This window comes from Streptomyces sp. NPDC006602, assembly GCF_042870385.1.
Classification (GTDB): Bacteria; Actinomycetota; Actinomycetes; order Streptomycetales; family Streptomycetaceae; genus Streptomyces.
The window spans coordinates 1-13140 of the sequence record NZ_JBIAHG010000027.1 but is presented as its reverse complement, the minus strand read 5'-3'; the positions used below and the strand labels follow the sequence as shown (position 1 = coordinate 13140).

General features: G+C 70.6%; 18 protein-coding genes. 16 read left to right on the top strand and 2 right to left on the bottom strand.

Features of this window, described 5'->3' with window-relative positions:
* Nucleotides 1–140 precede the first annotated feature (140 nt).
* The 8 genes from ACFYO2_RS38635 (at nt 141) to ACFYO2_RS38600 (ending at nt 5266) form a co-directional block, all read left to right on the top strand.
* Nucleotides 141–1013: an alpha/beta hydrolase gene (locus ACFYO2_RS38635; protein WP_388359094.1), complete on the top strand. Its 873-nt coding sequence runs from the start codon at nt 141–143 to the stop codon at nt 1011–1013.
* A gap of 37 nt (nt 1014–1050) precedes the next feature.
* Nucleotides 1051–1305 (top strand): MoaD/ThiS family protein, encoded by a 255-nt coding sequence (locus tag ACFYO2_RS38630; RefSeq protein ID WP_388359092.1) that lies wholly within the window; start codon nt 1051–1053, stop codon nt 1303–1305.
* 2 nt (nt 1306–1307) lie between these two features.
* Entirely contained in the window at nt 1308–2429 is a 1122-nt protein-coding gene (locus ACFYO2_RS38625) for a hypothetical protein (RefSeq protein ID WP_388359090.1), read from the top strand.
* Nucleotides 2430–2569: 140 nt separating this feature from the next.
* A complete protein-coding gene (locus ACFYO2_RS38620) occupies nt 2570–3307 on the top strand; it encodes a DUF2993 domain-containing protein (RefSeq protein ID WP_388359088.1) in 738 nt (245 codons plus the stop codon).
* A gap of 203 nt (nt 3308–3510) precedes the next feature.
* On the top strand, nt 3511–3591 hold the full coding sequence (locus tag ACFYO2_RS38615) for a putative leader peptide (protein ID WP_350310325.1): 81 nt from the start codon (nt 3511–3513) through the stop codon (nt 3589–3591).
* 129 nt (nt 3592–3720) lie between these two features.
* The gene (locus ACFYO2_RS38610) at nt 3721–4560 is read left to right on the top strand and encodes a sulfurtransferase (protein WP_388359086.1); all 840 of its coding nucleotides are present in this window, start codon (nt 3721–3723) and stop codon (nt 4558–4560) included.
* A 41-nt stretch (nt 4561–4601) separates the two neighbouring features.
* Nucleotides 4602–4889, top strand: a complete 288-nt coding sequence (locus ACFYO2_RS38605) for a DUF1416 domain-containing protein (protein ID WP_004986406.1) — start codon at nt 4602–4604, stop codon at nt 4887–4889.
* 113 nt (nt 4890–5002) lie between these two features.
* The gene (locus ACFYO2_RS38600) at nt 5003–5266 is read left to right on the top strand and encodes a DUF3099 domain-containing protein (RefSeq protein ID WP_388359083.1); all 264 of its coding nucleotides are present in this window, start codon (nt 5003–5005) and stop codon (nt 5264–5266) included.
* 34 nt (nt 5267–5300) lie between these two features.
* Here ACFYO2_RS38600 and ACFYO2_RS38595 read toward each other — a convergent pair whose 3' ends face one another.
* Nucleotides 5301–5663 carry a DsrE family protein gene (locus ACFYO2_RS38595; RefSeq protein WP_388359080.1) on the bottom strand — a complete coding sequence of 121 codons (363 nt, stop codon included), beginning with the start codon at nt 5661–5663 and terminating at the stop codon, nt 5301–5303.
* Nucleotides 5664–5765: 102 nt separating this feature from the next.
* Between ACFYO2_RS38595 and ACFYO2_RS38590 the strand changes: the two genes are divergently transcribed.
* From ACFYO2_RS38590 to ACFYO2_RS38565, 6 genes are all read left to right on the top strand, one after another.
* Entirely contained in the window at nt 5766–6572 is an 807-nt protein-coding gene (locus ACFYO2_RS38590; RefSeq protein ID WP_388359078.1) for a hypothetical protein, read from the top strand.
* Nucleotides 6569–7480, top strand: coding sequence for a hypothetical protein (locus ACFYO2_RS38585; RefSeq protein WP_388359075.1), 912 nt, complete (start codon nt 6569–6571; stop codon nt 7478–7480). The genes ACFYO2_RS38590 and ACFYO2_RS38585 overlap by 4 nt, the downstream gene beginning before the upstream one ends.
* Nucleotides 7477–8394, top strand: coding sequence for a hypothetical protein (locus ACFYO2_RS38580; RefSeq protein ID WP_388359072.1), 918 nt, complete (start codon nt 7477–7479; stop codon nt 8392–8394). The genes ACFYO2_RS38585 and ACFYO2_RS38580 overlap by 4 nt, the downstream gene beginning before the upstream one ends.
* Before the next feature lie 220 nt (nt 8395–8614).
* Nucleotides 8615–9190 (top strand): FABP family protein, encoded by a 576-nt coding sequence (locus ACFYO2_RS38575; protein WP_388359070.1) that lies wholly within the window; start codon nt 8615–8617, stop codon nt 9188–9190.
* Between the two features lie 56 nt (nt 9191–9246).
* Entirely contained in the window at nt 9247–9684 is a 438-nt protein-coding gene (locus ACFYO2_RS38570) for a Fur family transcriptional regulator (RefSeq protein ID WP_388359067.1), read from the top strand.
* A 10-nt stretch (nt 9685–9694) separates the two neighbouring features.
* Nucleotides 9695–10660 (top strand): YgfZ/GcvT domain-containing protein, encoded by a 966-nt coding sequence (locus tag ACFYO2_RS38565; protein ID WP_388359065.1) that lies wholly within the window; start codon nt 9695–9697, stop codon nt 10658–10660.
* Nucleotides 10661–10680: 20 nt separating this feature from the next.
* On the opposite strand, the gene dtd is transcribed toward ACFYO2_RS38565, so the two are convergent.
* Entirely contained in the window at nt 10681–11106 is a 426-nt protein-coding gene (gene dtd / locus ACFYO2_RS38560) for a D-aminoacyl-tRNA deacylase (RefSeq protein WP_388359062.1), read from the bottom strand.
* Between the two features lie 155 nt (nt 11107–11261).
* On the opposite strand from dtd, the gene ACFYO2_RS38555 reads away from it, so the two are divergent.
* The gene (locus tag ACFYO2_RS38555) at nt 11262–11831 is read left to right on the top strand and encodes an aerial mycelium formation protein (protein WP_388359060.1); all 570 of its coding nucleotides are present in this window, start codon (nt 11262–11264) and stop codon (nt 11829–11831) included.
* Nucleotides 11832–11911: 80 nt separating this feature from the next.
* On the top strand, nt 11912–12901 hold the full coding sequence (locus ACFYO2_RS38550; protein WP_388359058.1) for an asparaginase: 990 nt from the start codon (nt 11912–11914) through the stop codon (nt 12899–12901).
* Nucleotides 12902–13140 lie beyond the last annotated feature (239 nt).

The following is a 13140-nucleotide window of genomic DNA, read 5'->3' as shown; positions in this document are numbered from 1 at the left end:
GCACTGCGGCACTGCGATTGCTCTGCGATCCCGGGGGCCCGTACACCTGCGGTTTTCCGCTTCGTATACATCGCGTCCGAAAGCACAAAAGGACTCGGGGGCTACGCTGCCCGAGTCCTCTGCCTAGGAGAATAGCCCACATGAGCACCGGAGCGGCAGGTCATGTGGCACGTTCCACCGTTCGTCCGAACTCCGAGACGAGCAGACGCGCACCTTTGCGGACGTTTCTGTACACGGCCGACGGTATTTCCATTGATTCCGTATACGACCGGGGGGCCGTCGTATACGACGCCGGACGGCCACCTTCCCGTGACCTCGTGTTCGTCGTCGCGCACGGTTTCACCGGCGACGTGGACCGCCCGCACGTACGCCGGATCGCGCAGGCGTTCGCCCAGTACGGCGCCGTGGTCACCTTCTCCTTCCGCGGCCACGGCGCCTCCGGCGGGCGCTCCACGGTCGGCGACAAGGAGGTGCTCGACCTCGCCGCCGCGGTGCAGTGGGCGCGTTCGTTCGGGCACGCGCGTGTGGCCACCGTCGGCTTCTCCATGGGCGGCTCCGTGGTGTTGCGGCACGCGGCGCTGTATCCGCCGGAAGGCTCGGAGCGAGAGGGGCGCACGGACGGGGGAACGGACGCGGTGGTTTCGGTGAGCGCTCCCGCCCGCTGGTACTACCGGGGCACGGCCCCCATGCGCCGCCTGCACTGGCTGGTCACGCGCCCTTCGGGCCGCCTGGTGGGCCGCTACGGACTCCGCACGCGCATTCACCACAGGGAGTGGGACCCGGTGCCGCTGTCCCCGGTGGAGGCGATGCCGCGGATCGCGCCCACCCCTGTGCTGGTCGTGCACGGCGACCGGGACGGCTACTTCCCGGTCGACCACCCCCGCATGCTGGCCACCGCCGCCGGTGACCACGGAGAACTCTGGCTGGAGCCCGGCATGGGCCACGCGGAGCACGCGGCCACCGACGCGCTGCTGGCCCGGATCGGGGACTGGGTGCTCTCGCGGCCGGGCTAGCCTGGCCCCTGTACACCGCCGATTGATTGAGGAACCGATGCCAAAGGTCACGGTGCGCTACTGGGCCGCCGCGAAGGCCGCGGCCCACATCGCCGAGGAGCCGTTCGACGCGGTCACGCTCGCCGAAGCGCTCGACGCCGTGCGCGAGCGACACCCCGGCGAACTCGTGCGCGTCCTGCAGCGATGCTCGTTTCTCGTCGACGGTGACCCGGTGGGCACCCGCGCACATGAGACGGTACGGCTGGCCGACGGCGGCACGGTCGAGGTGCTGCCGCCGTTCGCAGGAGGGTGACGATGAGCGACCAGCCGTATGACGGCGGTACGGGCGGTACCCCGTACCAGCAGGGGTACGAGGGCCATGACCCGTACGGGCAGCAGGCCTACGAGGATCCGCAGGCCGCCCAGCAGTACACACAGCAGTGGCAGGGGCAGACCTGGGAGACGCAGGTCCAGCACCCGGTGCAGCCGGTGCCTTCCGCGGAGACGGCGTATCTGCCGCAGCGGGCGCCGGTGGAGTCGGCGTACGGCTCCTACGGGGGGCAGCAGCCCCAGGCACAGTCCCAGCCGCAAGCTCCCCAAGCCCCCCAAGCACCCCAGGCGCCCGCCTCCGGCGAGACGGCTTCCGGCTACGGCCCCGCCACCATCGCCGGCAACCCGCGGATCAGCGACGCGCAGCGGGCCCGGCTCGAGGGGCGTTCGCCGGTCATCGAGCCCGGTATGCAGCCCGCCGCGCTCACCGCGCTGCTCGGCCTGCTGCTCTCCGCCACGGCGGCCGTCGGGTCGTACGCCCTCCTCGTACCGCTCGTCGTCCTGCAGGCCGTCACGGCGGCCGGCTGGTTCCGGCTCAACGGCATGTGGCCCGCCCGGCAGGGCATCGCGCTGGCGTTCCTGGGGGCGTTGGTGGCGGACGTCGTGCTCCTCGCGGCCGGCCGGGAGAACGGGCCCGCCGCGATCCTCGGCACGCTGGGTGTGTGGGTCCTGCTCTCCCTCATCCTCCAACTGCGCTCGCACGCCGACCCGGACGAGCGGATGTACGGCCTCATGGCGACGGTCGCCTCGGCGGCCCTGTCGATCATCGCGACCGGCCACCTCGCCGCCGACCCGGACGCGGTCACGGTCGGCGCGGCCGCGGTGGCGGTCGCCGTCCTGGCCCGCGCGCTGCCCCTGCCGACCCCGGCCTCCGTGGTCGTCTCCCTGCTCGCCGCGGCGGGCGCGGGCATCGCGGTCGGCGGGATGACGGGGCTGGGCGTGAAGGGCGCGCTGCTCGGCGCGGGCGCGGCGGTGTGCGCGCTGATCGGCCATCGGGTGGCGAGCTACGACTACCCGTCGAGGTTCGTGCACTTCACGGCGGGCGTGGCACTGCCGCTGGCGGCGGCCGCACCGGCGGTGTACGTGCTGGGGCGGGCGCTGGTCTGACGTCGTCGGGCCGTGCGCCTCTCCTGTCACAGGTGATCGACAATTCTCCGACCCCCGCCCGGCCCAGGGTTACTCTCACGGTCGACGGCCACCCGTCCGTCGACCGACCGTCGTCCGACCGCCGTCGTGGGGGACACCGCATGCGCGCACTGCGAACACTTCTGATCCTCGTCGTGATCATCGGCGGTCTCTTCGTCCTCGCCGACCGCCTCGCGGTCAACTTCGCGGAGGACGAGGCGGCGGACAAGCTGAAGACCACCGAGGGTCTGGCGGCCGCCCCCGACGTCTCCATCAAGGGCTTCCCCTTCCTCACCCAGGTCGTCGGCGGCGTGCTCGACGACGTCGAGGTCGGCATCAAGGACTACGAGGCGGACACCGGTACCACCGACGGGACGATCCGTATCGACGACCTCAAGGCGAGCATGAAGGGCGTCGAGTTCTCCGGCGACTACAGCTCCGCCACCGCGAACAGCGCCACCGGTACCGCGTCGATCACCTACGCCGAGCTGCTGAAGACCGCCAAGTCCGAGCCGACCCAGGTCGCCCCGGGCGTCACCGCTGAGGTCGTCGGCCTCTCCGACGGCGGCAACGGCAAGATCAAGGTCGAGGTGGACGCGACGGTGCTCGGCACCAAGCTGCCGGACCCGGTCTACGTGCTCAGCACGGTCACCGCCGAGGGCGACACCGTGAAGGTGCACGCCGACAAGCTGCCCTCGTTGGGCGGCGTCGACCTCGCCGAGAACCGGGCCCGTACGGTCACCGACTTCGAGCAGAAGATCGACGGGCTGCCCGGCGGCATCCAACTCGACAAGGTGCAGGCGGCGACGAACGGTGTGGAGATCACGGTGAAGGGTTCGAACGTCCGGCTGGCCGGGTAGGACGAGGGTCGGCGCGCTGGACGGCGGATGTCCGAAGGACGAGACGCTGCCGTCCGTAGAGTAGTTGTGATGACGGATACACCCGCCCGGGAACCATGCCCTTATCGCCCGGGCGGCCGTCTTGTCTCACATCCCGGACGATCGCGTCTCAAAATGCGACACGCCGGTGACATGTGCGCCCGTCCGTCCCTACGATCGATGTCATGAAGCGACAGGCGGATCTCACGAAGCGGCGGGCAGTAGACCTGTGCCGCGTCGCCGCCATGCTCTGTCGCACCTTCTGAGCGGAAGCGTCGCCTTCCGCATTCCCGCCGCCCTGCCCAGGGCATTCGTGCGCGTACGCCCTCGACGGCCTGCACGCGCACGCTTCTCACCTGCACGCCCCGCCGTAACTGCCCCGGAGGAGAAAGAGCATGAGCCGCAGCGACGTCCTGGTCGATGCCGACTGGGTCGAGGCCAACCTCGACAACCCGAGCATCGCCATCGTCGAGGTGGACGAGGACACGTCCGCCTACGAGAAGAACCACATCAAGAACGCGATCCGCATCGACTGGACCAAGGACCTCCAGGACCCGGTCCGCCGTGACTTCGTCGACCAGGAGGGCTTCGAGAAGCTCCTGTCCTCGAAGGGCATCGCCAACGACACGCTGGTGATCCTCTACGGCGGCAACAACAACTGGTTCGCGTCGTACGCCTACTGGTACTTCAAGCTGTACGGCCACGAGAACGTCAAGCTTCTCGACGGCGGCCGCAAGAAGTGGGAACTGGACGCCCGCGAGCTGGTCGAAGAGGTGCCCGAGCGCCCCACGACCGACTACAAGGCCAAGCCGCAGAACAAGGCCATCCGCGCCTTCCGTGACGACGTCGTCGCCGCGATCGGCTCGCAGAACCTGGTCGACGTCCGTTCGCCCGACGAGTTCTCCGGCAAGCTCCTCGCCCCCGCCCACCTGCCGCAGGAGCAGTCGCAGCGCCCGGGTCACGTCCCGTCCGCCCGCAACATCCCGTGGTCGAAGAACGCCAACGACGACGGCACCTTCAAGTCGGACGACGACCTCAAGGAGCTCTACGCCGAGGAGCAGGTCGACCTGGCCAAGGACACCATCGCCTACTGCCGCATCGGTGAGCGCTCCGCGCTGACCTGGTTCGTCCTGCACGAGCTGCTCGGCGTGGAGAACGTCAAGAACTACGACGGCTCCTGGACCGAGTACGGCTCCCTCGTGGGCGTGCCGATCGAGCTCGGCGCCAACAAGTAGATCCCCCGACCGACCTTTCAAGACCTCTTCAGGAGTACGACATGTGTGGAGCGAAGGCCGGCGGCCCGGACGCCTCGACGATCAAGCCCGGTGAGACCACCATCCAGGGTCAGGTGACCCGCGACGGCGAGCCGGTGACCGGTTACGTCCGTCTGCTGGACTCGACCGGCGAGTTCACCGCGGAGGTCCCGACCTCCGCGACGGGCCAGTTCCGCTTCTACGCGGCCGAGGGCACCTGGACCGTGCGCGCCCTCGTGCCCGGCGGCACCGCCGACCGCACGGTCGTCGCCCAGCAGGGCGGCCTCGCGGAGGTCGCGATCGCGGTCTGAGGCGACGCCTCAGCAACGGACGCCTCACGAACGGCAGAAGGGCCGCACCCACGGGTTGGACCCCTGGGGTGCGGCCCTTCGGCATGCCCGGCCCACGGACCTACCCTGGAGTCATGTACGCACGACGGCGGCACGTGTACTTCGCCATGATGGGGACCTGCATCGGCCTCTTCGTCCTGGCCTGGGGAGTCGTACGCCTCTGGTCGGTCCCCGTGGCCGTCGGCATGTGCGTCGTCGCCATGCTGATCCCGCCGGTCGCCGCCATGGTCGCCAACCGCCGCGGCCCCGACGACCGCTGGTGGGACGACCCCTCCGGCGACCCGAAGTCCGACGAGTGGTGGGACGAACTGGACGGCAAGCGGCGGCGGCAGCAGTAATCAGCCGGTCCGGCTGTCCGGCGAGACCGCTGTCTCAGTAGACGAGCGCCTGTGTCTCGTCGCCCAGGGCCTCCTGGATGAACACCTGGGCGCCCGCGATGCGAACGCCCTTGATGACCTCCTTCTCCGTGATGTCCCGGCGGGCCGCGCACTGGGTGCAGAGGGTGACGCGGCCGGCCGCGAGGACCGAGTCGAGGAGGTCGGGGAGCGGGGCCGCGTGGGGCAGCTCGAACTCCGCCGCCCGGCCCGGGAGGGCGAACCACGCGGACTCGCCGGTCAGCCACAGGGAGACGTCGACGCCGCTGGCCACGGCCACCGCCGCCACCGTGAACGCCTGCGAGCACCGCTCGGGGGCATCCGCCCCCGCCGTCACCTTGATCACGAGCTTCTTCGCCATGACCGAATCGTAATCAACTCCCTTACAACTCCGTAGTTTGACCATGAGTCTCCTGTGAGCGCGCATACGGAATGCGCACTTCACGTTCTGTGGGGGGACGTCTTGGAAGTACCCGAAGAAGTAGCCGACGCCCCAGTCGCCCCGGTTGCTCCGGTTGACGCACTTGCTCCGCCCGCGCAGCTCGCTGCGCAGGTCACGCCCCGGCGACGCCGCCGCGGGCGCACCGCACTGCTGATCGTCGGCGCCGCCGTCCTCGGCCTGGTCGCCGGCACCTGCGGCGGCTACCTCGTGCAGGCGGACCGCGAGCCGACGAAGCTGCCCTCGCTCTCGCAGCCGACGCTGCCGCAGGCGAAGGGCAAGGGGCCCGAGCCGCTGTCCGCCGCCCAGGACCGCCGGGTGAAGACCGACGGCGACCTGCGCAAGCTGCTGCTGAAGAAGCCGGGCGGGGCGAAGAAGGCCGACTGGCTGGCCGGCTCCGACGGCTGGATGGACCTGGCCGGCTACGCCGACATGTACGAGAAGCCGGACGAGATCTTCGGCGACCTCGTAGGCGACGAGTTCCGCCGGGCGGCCGTGACCGGCTGGGAGTCCGGCACGACCACCCTGGAGATCCGGTTGATCCAGTACCGCCAGGAGGAGTCTCCCGCGGCCGCCGACGCGGTGGAGAACAGCCAGTACTGGGCGGAGGACAAGGACGCCACCGACAGCTGGACCGTCCCCGGCACTGGGAGCGGCATGGCGTACGTCCACACCGATCCCGAGACCGAGGCCGGATACCTGCCGCTCTACAGCGCGGAGGCCCATGCCTGGCGCGGTGACATCGCCATGGAGATCTGGATCTACGACACCAAGCCGATCAGCAAGAAGAAGATCATGGACCTCGCCGAGCGGCAGATGGAGCGGCTGTGACCGAGAACCAGAACGAGCCGGTTCCCAGGGCGGGGACGGAGGCGGCGAGCGCCCAGCTGGGGCCCGTCGAATTCGTCCAGCACTCCGAATCCGGCGGGCCCTCGGAGCCCGTCGGGTTCGACGCCTACGGCGTCCCCGTCCCGCCGCCGCCCGCCAAGAAGCCCTTCCTCCGTGGCCGTATCGCCGCCGTGGCCGGGTCCCTGGTGCTGGTCGGTGCCGTCGTCGCCGGGGTCGGTTACACCGTGGTCACCGTGAACGACGCCGACCGTGACGCCGGCGCCCCCGTCTGGACGTTCCCGAAGACCACGTCCGAGGACGAGAAGGCGGCCACCGCCAAGGGGCTCGCCGGCGTGCTGGTGCCGTACGGCACCGACGGCTGGACCCGTGGCCCCGACCTCGGTGAGTACGGCTCGGACGCGCAGCTCAGCGGGGCCCAGGCGACGGCCCTGCGCAAGGAGTCGCTGAGTGACCTGCCGCGCAGCCGGCGCAAGAAGCTGGAGAAGGAGATCGACCGGCAGCGCATCACGGGCATGGCGATGCGCAGCTACCTCAGCTCGGACGCCGACCCCCTCAGCGAGAACGACGGCACCTACACGGTGAGCATCGTGCTGGCGCAGATGGAGAGCCAGGCGGCCGTGCGGGACATCGCCACGTTCCAGAACGAGTTTCTCGACGCCCTGGACGTCTTCCGCAAGGGTCCCGCGATCAAGGGCCACAAGAACGCCGAGTGCTTTCTGCCGCCCAAGGACGCCGACGAGGACCTCGACAGCATGTACTGCTCCGCCTACCAGGGTGACGTCCTGCTCACCGCCACCGCCGACGGCGTCAAGCCACTCGACACCAAGGGAGTCGCGATGCTCCTCGCCGAGCAGCTCGACCGCATAGCCGAGCCGGGGGAGGCGGTATGACCGAGCAGCCCCGGACCACGGAACCGACGGCTGTGGATCCCACACCGACGGAACCGGAGCCGACGGAACCGGAGCCGACGGCGCCTGAACCGACGGCGACGGCACCGCAGCCCCTGCTGCCCCCACCCCAGCCCTACGGACCCCCGGCCCCCAAGGACCGCCGAGTCCTGCGCGCGGTCCTGCGCTGGACCGCCGCCGTCGTCGTGTTCGCGGCGGTCGGGGCCTCGGCGGCGTACGGGATCACGCGGATGGAGCGGACGGACGTACCGGGACTCGCGACGGAGTCGGACGGGCGGTGGGACTACCCGGAGCTGGCGAAGCCGCCGCTGCCGTCGGGCAGCCCGGAGCCCTTCGACGAGGCGAACAAGGCCGGCGCGCACTACGCCGACCTGCGGGCCCTCCTCCTGCCCGCCCCCGTGGGAGCCACCGAGGACAAGGCGCTGCGCGGTGCGGACGGCTGGCTGGCGACCAAGGACTTCCTGGCGGCGTACGAGCCGGAGGAGCGCGAGGAGTTCCGGCAGGAGCTCGTCGACGACGGTCTGCGGCACATCGCGGCCCGCGGGTGGACCGCCGAGGACGGCACGCGCACGCGGATCTACCTGCTGCACTTCGACACCGCGGCCGTCGTGGACAAGGCGTTCTCCACGGACATCGCCCCGTACAGCAGCCCCGGCCGCCTGCTGCGCGGTGCCGGCTCCTCCGTCTTCGACGAGGACTTCCCGGCGTCGGCCCGGGTCGACGACATCCAGCGCTCGGCGTACACGGAGTCGAAGCCGTACGGCGCCGAGCAGGTCCGGCAGGCCTATGTGGCCGCCGGTGACGTCCTCGCCCTGATCGTCCAGTCCCGGAAGGGCACGGCGAACCCCGTTCCGTTCCAGCAGACGGTGACCCTGCAGAGCCAGCTGCTGGGGTGACGTCCGCGAGGGCGACCTCACGGAGAGAGCCGGGCCCCGGCCGCGTAAGCTGGGGCCCGGCTCTGTCCCGCTCACACCCGTCCAAGGAGCACTCCGTGCTTGAGGTTGTCTTCGAAGCCCTGCTGGTCCTGGTCTGCGTCGGCGTGCTCGCCTTCGCCGGACTGACGGTGAAGAAGCTGTACCAGGGCCAGCGCTGACCCACGTCTAGGAACTGCTGCTCATGATCGAGATCCCGTCCGACCTCCACCGGGACCTGGTCCCGCTCGTCTTCCTGCTCGGCAACTGGGCGGGCGCCGGCGTGCACGACTTCCCCGGTTCCGAGAAGTGCAACTTCGGACAGGAGGTCACCTTCTCGCACGACGGCCGGAACTTCCTGGAGTACCGCTCCCACACCTGGGTGCTCGACAACGACGGCAACAAGGTCAGGCCACTGGAGTCCGAGTCCGGTTTCTGGCGGATCGACGCCGACCGCAAGCTCGAGGTCACCATGGTCCGCGACGACGGTGTCGTGGAGATCTGGTACGGCGACCTGGCCGCCAAGAAGCCGCAGATCGACCTGGTCACGGACGCCGTGGCGCGCACCGCCGCCTCCGGCCCGTACACCGGCGGCAAGCGGCTGTACGGCTACGTCAACAGCGACCTCATGTGGGTCGGCGAGAAGCAGACCCCCGAGGTGGAGCTGCGCCCCTACATGTCGGCCCACCTGAAGAAGGTCGTCACCCCCGAGGACGTCGAGCGCTGGGCGAAGGCCCTCCCCGACGACATGCCGGACGACGGCATCGCGTTCTTCAAGTAGGTCTCTCACGTCTCTTCCATCGGGCCCACCGCCCAAGTGGTCCTAGACTCTGTGGTGTGGTGAGCACCGACTGGAAGAGCGACCTCAGGCAGCGTGGCTACCGGCTGACGCCGCAGCGTCAGCTCGTGCTCGAAGCCGTGGACACCCTGGAGCACGCGACCCCCGACGACATCCTCATCGAGGTGAGGAAGACCGCGTCGGGGGTCAACATCTCGACCGTGTACCGGACCCTGGAGCTCCTGGAGGAACTCGGGCTGGTAAGCCACGCCCATCTCGGGCACGGGGCGCCGACCTACCACCTCGCGGACCGGCATCACCACATCCATCTGGTCTGCCGCGACTGCACGAACGTCATCGAGGCCGACATCTCGGTGGCGGCCGAGTTCACCGCCAAGCTCCGCAAGGAGTTCGGCTTCGAGACCGACATGAAGCACTTCGCGATCTTCGGCCGGTGCGAGGACTGCTCCCTGAAGAGTTCAACTACCGAGTCGTAGGCTTATGCGTATGAAGAGCCCTCTGCTGTCCCTGCCCGGAGCCGTCCCCGCCGAGGGTGTGGACGAAGGCGTCGCCGCCCACTACGGCGACCTGTTCCGCGAACAGCGCGCCCTCGCCGAGGGCACCGGTTTCGTCGATCTCTCGCACCGCGGGGTCGTCACCGTCACCGGTGACGACCGGCTGAGCTGGCTGCACCTGCTGCTCACCCAGCACGTCAGCGACCTGCCGACGGGGCAGGCCACCGAGGCCCTGATCCTGTCCGCGCACGGCCACATCGAGCACGCCCTGTACCTGGTGGACGACGGCGCGACGGTCTGGATCCACGTCGAGCCCGACACCCAGGAGGCGCTGATCGCCTACCTGGAGTCGATGAAGTTCTTCTACCGCGTCGAAGTCGCCGATCGCACCGCCGACTTCGCGGTCGTCCACCTGCCGGCCGGTTCCATCGCCGAGGTGCCCGAGGGCGTCGTCGTACGCGAGACGGCGTACGGCCGTGATCTCTTCCTCCCGCGCGCGGACCTGGAGTCGTACGCCGAGAAGACCGGCCCCGCGGCCGGGATCCTGGCGTACGAGGCGCTGCGCGTCGAGCACCACCGCCCCCGCCTCGGCTTCGAGACCGACCACCGCACCATCCCGCACGAGCTGGGCTGGATCGGCAGCGCGGTGCACCTCCAGAAGGGCTGCTACCGCGGCCAGGAGACGGTCGCCCGGGTGCAGAACCTCGGGAAGCCGCCGAGGAGGCTCGTCTTTCTCCATCTCGACGGCAGCGAGGTCCACCTCCCGACCGCCGGCACGGACATCCGCCTCGCGGACGAGGGCGCCGACGGCCGCAAGATCGGCTTCATCACGACGTCCGTACGACACCACGAGCTGGGCCCGATCGCGCTGGCGCTGGTGAAGCGGAACGTGCCGTTGGACGCGCGGCTGCTGGCCGACACGACCGCCGCCGCCCAGGAAGTCGTCGTAGAGCCCTAGGGGCCCGGGTTTTCTGGTGCTCAGATCTCGATCAGCACGGTGAACGGGCCGTCGTTCGTCAGCGACACCCGCATCTTCGCGCCGAAGCGGCCCGTCTGAACCGTCGCGCCCAGGGAGCGCAGGTGGGCGACCACCTCGTCGACGAGGGGTTCGGCGACGTCGCCGGGGGCGGCGGCGTTCCAGGTGGGGCGGCGGCCCTTGCGGGCGTCGCCGTAGAGGGTGAACTGGCTGATGACCAGGAGCGGGGCGTCGATGTCGCTGCATGACCTCTCGTCGGCCAGCATGCGGATGGACCAGAGTTTGCGGGCGAGCTGGGCCGCCTTCTCCTTGGTGTCCTCGTGGGTCACGCCGACCAGGACGCACAGTCCCTCGCCGTCGATCTCCCCGACCGTCTCGCCGTCCACGACGACGCTCGCGCCGTCCACCCTCTGCACCACTGCACGCATGGGACCATCATGCCGGGCGGCCCGCGGTGCTCTGCACGTGCCTTTTTTTGATGCTTAACCGCCCATCTGGGGCTGATCGGGGGCACTCGGTCACATAGCGGCCACTTGGGGTGGCACGATGCTTCCACATCCGGTCGAGGGGACGGTAGAGGCACATGAGCACACCGAGTACCGAGGGGCGGCTGGGCACCCAGCGGCCCCCCTTGCAGCGCACGGGCAGCCCGCTGCTGCCCAAGGACCCGTCGGAGCCCCCTCTGGCCGTACTGAGCCTGCCCGAGCTGCGCACCCTGCGCCGGGACGCCCAGCGGGACGAGGCCGACCTCAGCTACGTACGGCGGCTGCTGCAGGGCCGTATCGACATCCTGCGGGCGGAGCTGGCCCGGCGGTCCCCCGCGGGGGCGGCGGCCGTGGTCGACCGGCTGTCGGAGATCCTCGCCGACGCCCCGGCCCGGATTCGATCCTCCGCCCGCCATGTGACGCTGGGCACCCCGCACAGCGAGGAGTACCGGCTGCTGGCCGCGGAGATGCTCGCCGAGGTCGAGCTGTCGGACCTGCGGGCGCGGACCGACCTGGAGCTGAACACCGCGATGGGCCGGCTGGTGCGGTACGAGCAGCAGGTGTCCCGGCGTCGGCAGCGGCTGCAGCGCACGGCCGACGACTGCAGCGCGGAGATCGCCCGCAGGTACCGTGAAGGGGAAGCTCAAGTCGACGACCTGCTCACCTGAGGCGGCGGCCGACCGGTGATCCCGGGGCCCGCAGCCCGGGTGGGTCACCCGATCCCCCGATCTCCGGAAGGCCACCGCCGATGCCCGAGTCGTCTGCCAGGTCCGAGTCCCGTTCCGCTGTACTCCCTGCCATACCGCCGGTCCTCGCCGAGGTCGTGCGCTCCGGGTTCGTCGAGGGGCGGCACCGGGGCAGTCTGGTCCTGCTGGACGCGGAGGGGGCCGTGGAGCTGGCACTCGGCGATGTGACGTCCCCGGTCTTCCCGCGCTCCTCCAACAAGCCGATGCAGGCGGCGGGCGTGCTGCGGGCGGGCCTGGACCTGGCGGGCGAGCGACTCGCGCTGGCCGCGGCCAGCCACTCCGGGGAGACCTTCCACCGCGACCTGGTCCAGAAGATGCTGGACGAACACGGGCTGGACGCCTCCCTGCTCCAGTGCCCGCCCGATCTGCCGCTGGACGCCGAGGAGCGCGAGACGTATGTGGCGTCGGGCGCGGTGCGTTCCCGCGTGACCATGAACTGCTCCGGCAAGCACACGGCGATGCTGGCGGTGTGCGCGCTGCGCGACTGGCCGCTGGAGACGTATCTGGCGACCGACCATCCCTTGCAGCAGCTCATCCACACGGTTGTGGAGGAGGCGGCCGGCGAGAAGGTCGCCGCGGTGGGTACGGACGGCTGCGGGGCGCCCCTGATGGCGATCAGTCTGACCGGCCTGGCCCGCGCCTACCGCACCTTCGTCCGAGCCGCCCCCGGCACCGCGGAACGCCGGGTCGCGGACGCCATGCGCGCCCACCCCGAGTACGTCGCCGGCACCCGTCGCCCCGACACCTGGCTGATGCGCGAGGTCCCGGGCACCCTCTCGAAGATGGGCGCGGAGGCGGTCCAGGCGGTCGCCCTGCCGGACGGCCGTGCCCTGGCCTTCAAGGTGGAGGACGGCGGCGGGCGGGCGCTCGGTCCGGTGCTGGGGCGGGCGCTGGAACTGATGGGGGTGGACTCGCCGGTGGTGGAACGGATCGGACGGGCGCCGCTGGAGGGCGGGGGCCGGGTGGTGGGGGAGATCCGGGCGACGTTCTGAGGGACGGGACTGTTCTCGAGATCCACCTCTCCACCCACCGAGTCGGGTGGTGGGTGGGCAAAGGTCCCGGGGGTCCAGGGGGCACAGCCCCCTGGGGACGGGACGGGAAGGGGCGGCGGGGGCGAGAAAACCCCCCCCCCCCCCCCCCCCCCCCCCCCCCCCCGCCACCCACCCCCCCCCCCCCCCCCCCCCCCCGGCCGCCCCCCGGGGGCCCCCCCCCCCCCCCCCGCTGCAGGTCA

Bases quoted from the DNA above. Each gene is read 5' to 3' on its own strand.
- ACFYO2_RS38625 (WP_388359090.1), top strand. From the start codon at position 1,308: ATGAGCGACCAGCCGTATGACGGCGGTACGGGCGGTACCCCGTACCAG.
- ACFYO2_RS38605 (WP_004986406.1), top strand. From the start codon at position 4,602: ATGTGTGGAGCGAAGGCCGGCGGCCCGGACGCCTCGACGATCAAGCCC.
- ACFYO2_RS38610 (WP_388359086.1), top strand. From the start codon at position 3,721: ATGAGCCGCAGCGACGTCCTGGTCGATGCCGACTGGGTCGAGGCCAAC.
- ACFYO2_RS38555 (WP_388359060.1), top strand. From the start codon at position 11,262: ATGAGCACACCGAGTACCGAGGGGCGGCTGGGCACCCAGCGGCCCCCC.
- ACFYO2_RS38630 (WP_388359092.1), top strand. From the start codon at position 1,051: ATGCCAAAGGTCACGGTGCGCTACTGGGCCGCCGCGAAGGCCGCGGCC.
- ACFYO2_RS38620 (WP_388359088.1), top strand. From the start codon at position 2,570: ATGCGCGCACTGCGAACACTTCTGATCCTCGTCGTGATCATCGGCGGT.
- ACFYO2_RS38575 (WP_388359070.1), top strand. From the start codon at position 8,615: ATGATCGAGATCCCGTCCGACCTCCACCGGGACCTGGTCCCGCTCGTC.
- ACFYO2_RS38565 (WP_388359065.1), top strand. From the start codon at position 9,695: ATGAAGAGCCCTCTGCTGTCCCTGCCCGGAGCCGTCCCCGCCGAGGGT.
- ACFYO2_RS38635 (WP_388359094.1), top strand. From the start codon at position 141: ATGAGCACCGGAGCGGCAGGTCATGTGGCACGTTCCACCGTTCGTCCG.
- ACFYO2_RS38580 (WP_388359072.1), top strand. From the start codon at position 7,477: ATGACCGAGCAGCCCCGGACCACGGAACCGACGGCTGTGGATCCCACA.
- ACFYO2_RS38615 (WP_350310325.1), top strand. From the start codon at position 3,511: ATGAAGCGACAGGCGGATCTCACGAAGCGGCGGGCAGTAGACCTGTGC.
- dtd (WP_388359062.1), bottom strand. From the start codon at position 11,106: ATGCGTGCAGTGGTGCAGAGGGTGGACGGCGCGAGCGTCGTCGTGGAC.
- ACFYO2_RS38550 (WP_388359058.1), top strand. From the start codon at position 11,912: ATGCCCGAGTCGTCTGCCAGGTCCGAGTCCCGTTCCGCTGTACTCCCT.
- ACFYO2_RS38595 (WP_388359080.1), bottom strand. From the start codon at position 5,663: ATGGCGAAGAAGCTCGTGATCAAGGTGACGGCGGGGGCGGATGCCCCC.
- ACFYO2_RS38600 (WP_388359083.1), top strand. From the start codon at position 5,003: ATGTACGCACGACGGCGGCACGTGTACTTCGCCATGATGGGGACCTGC.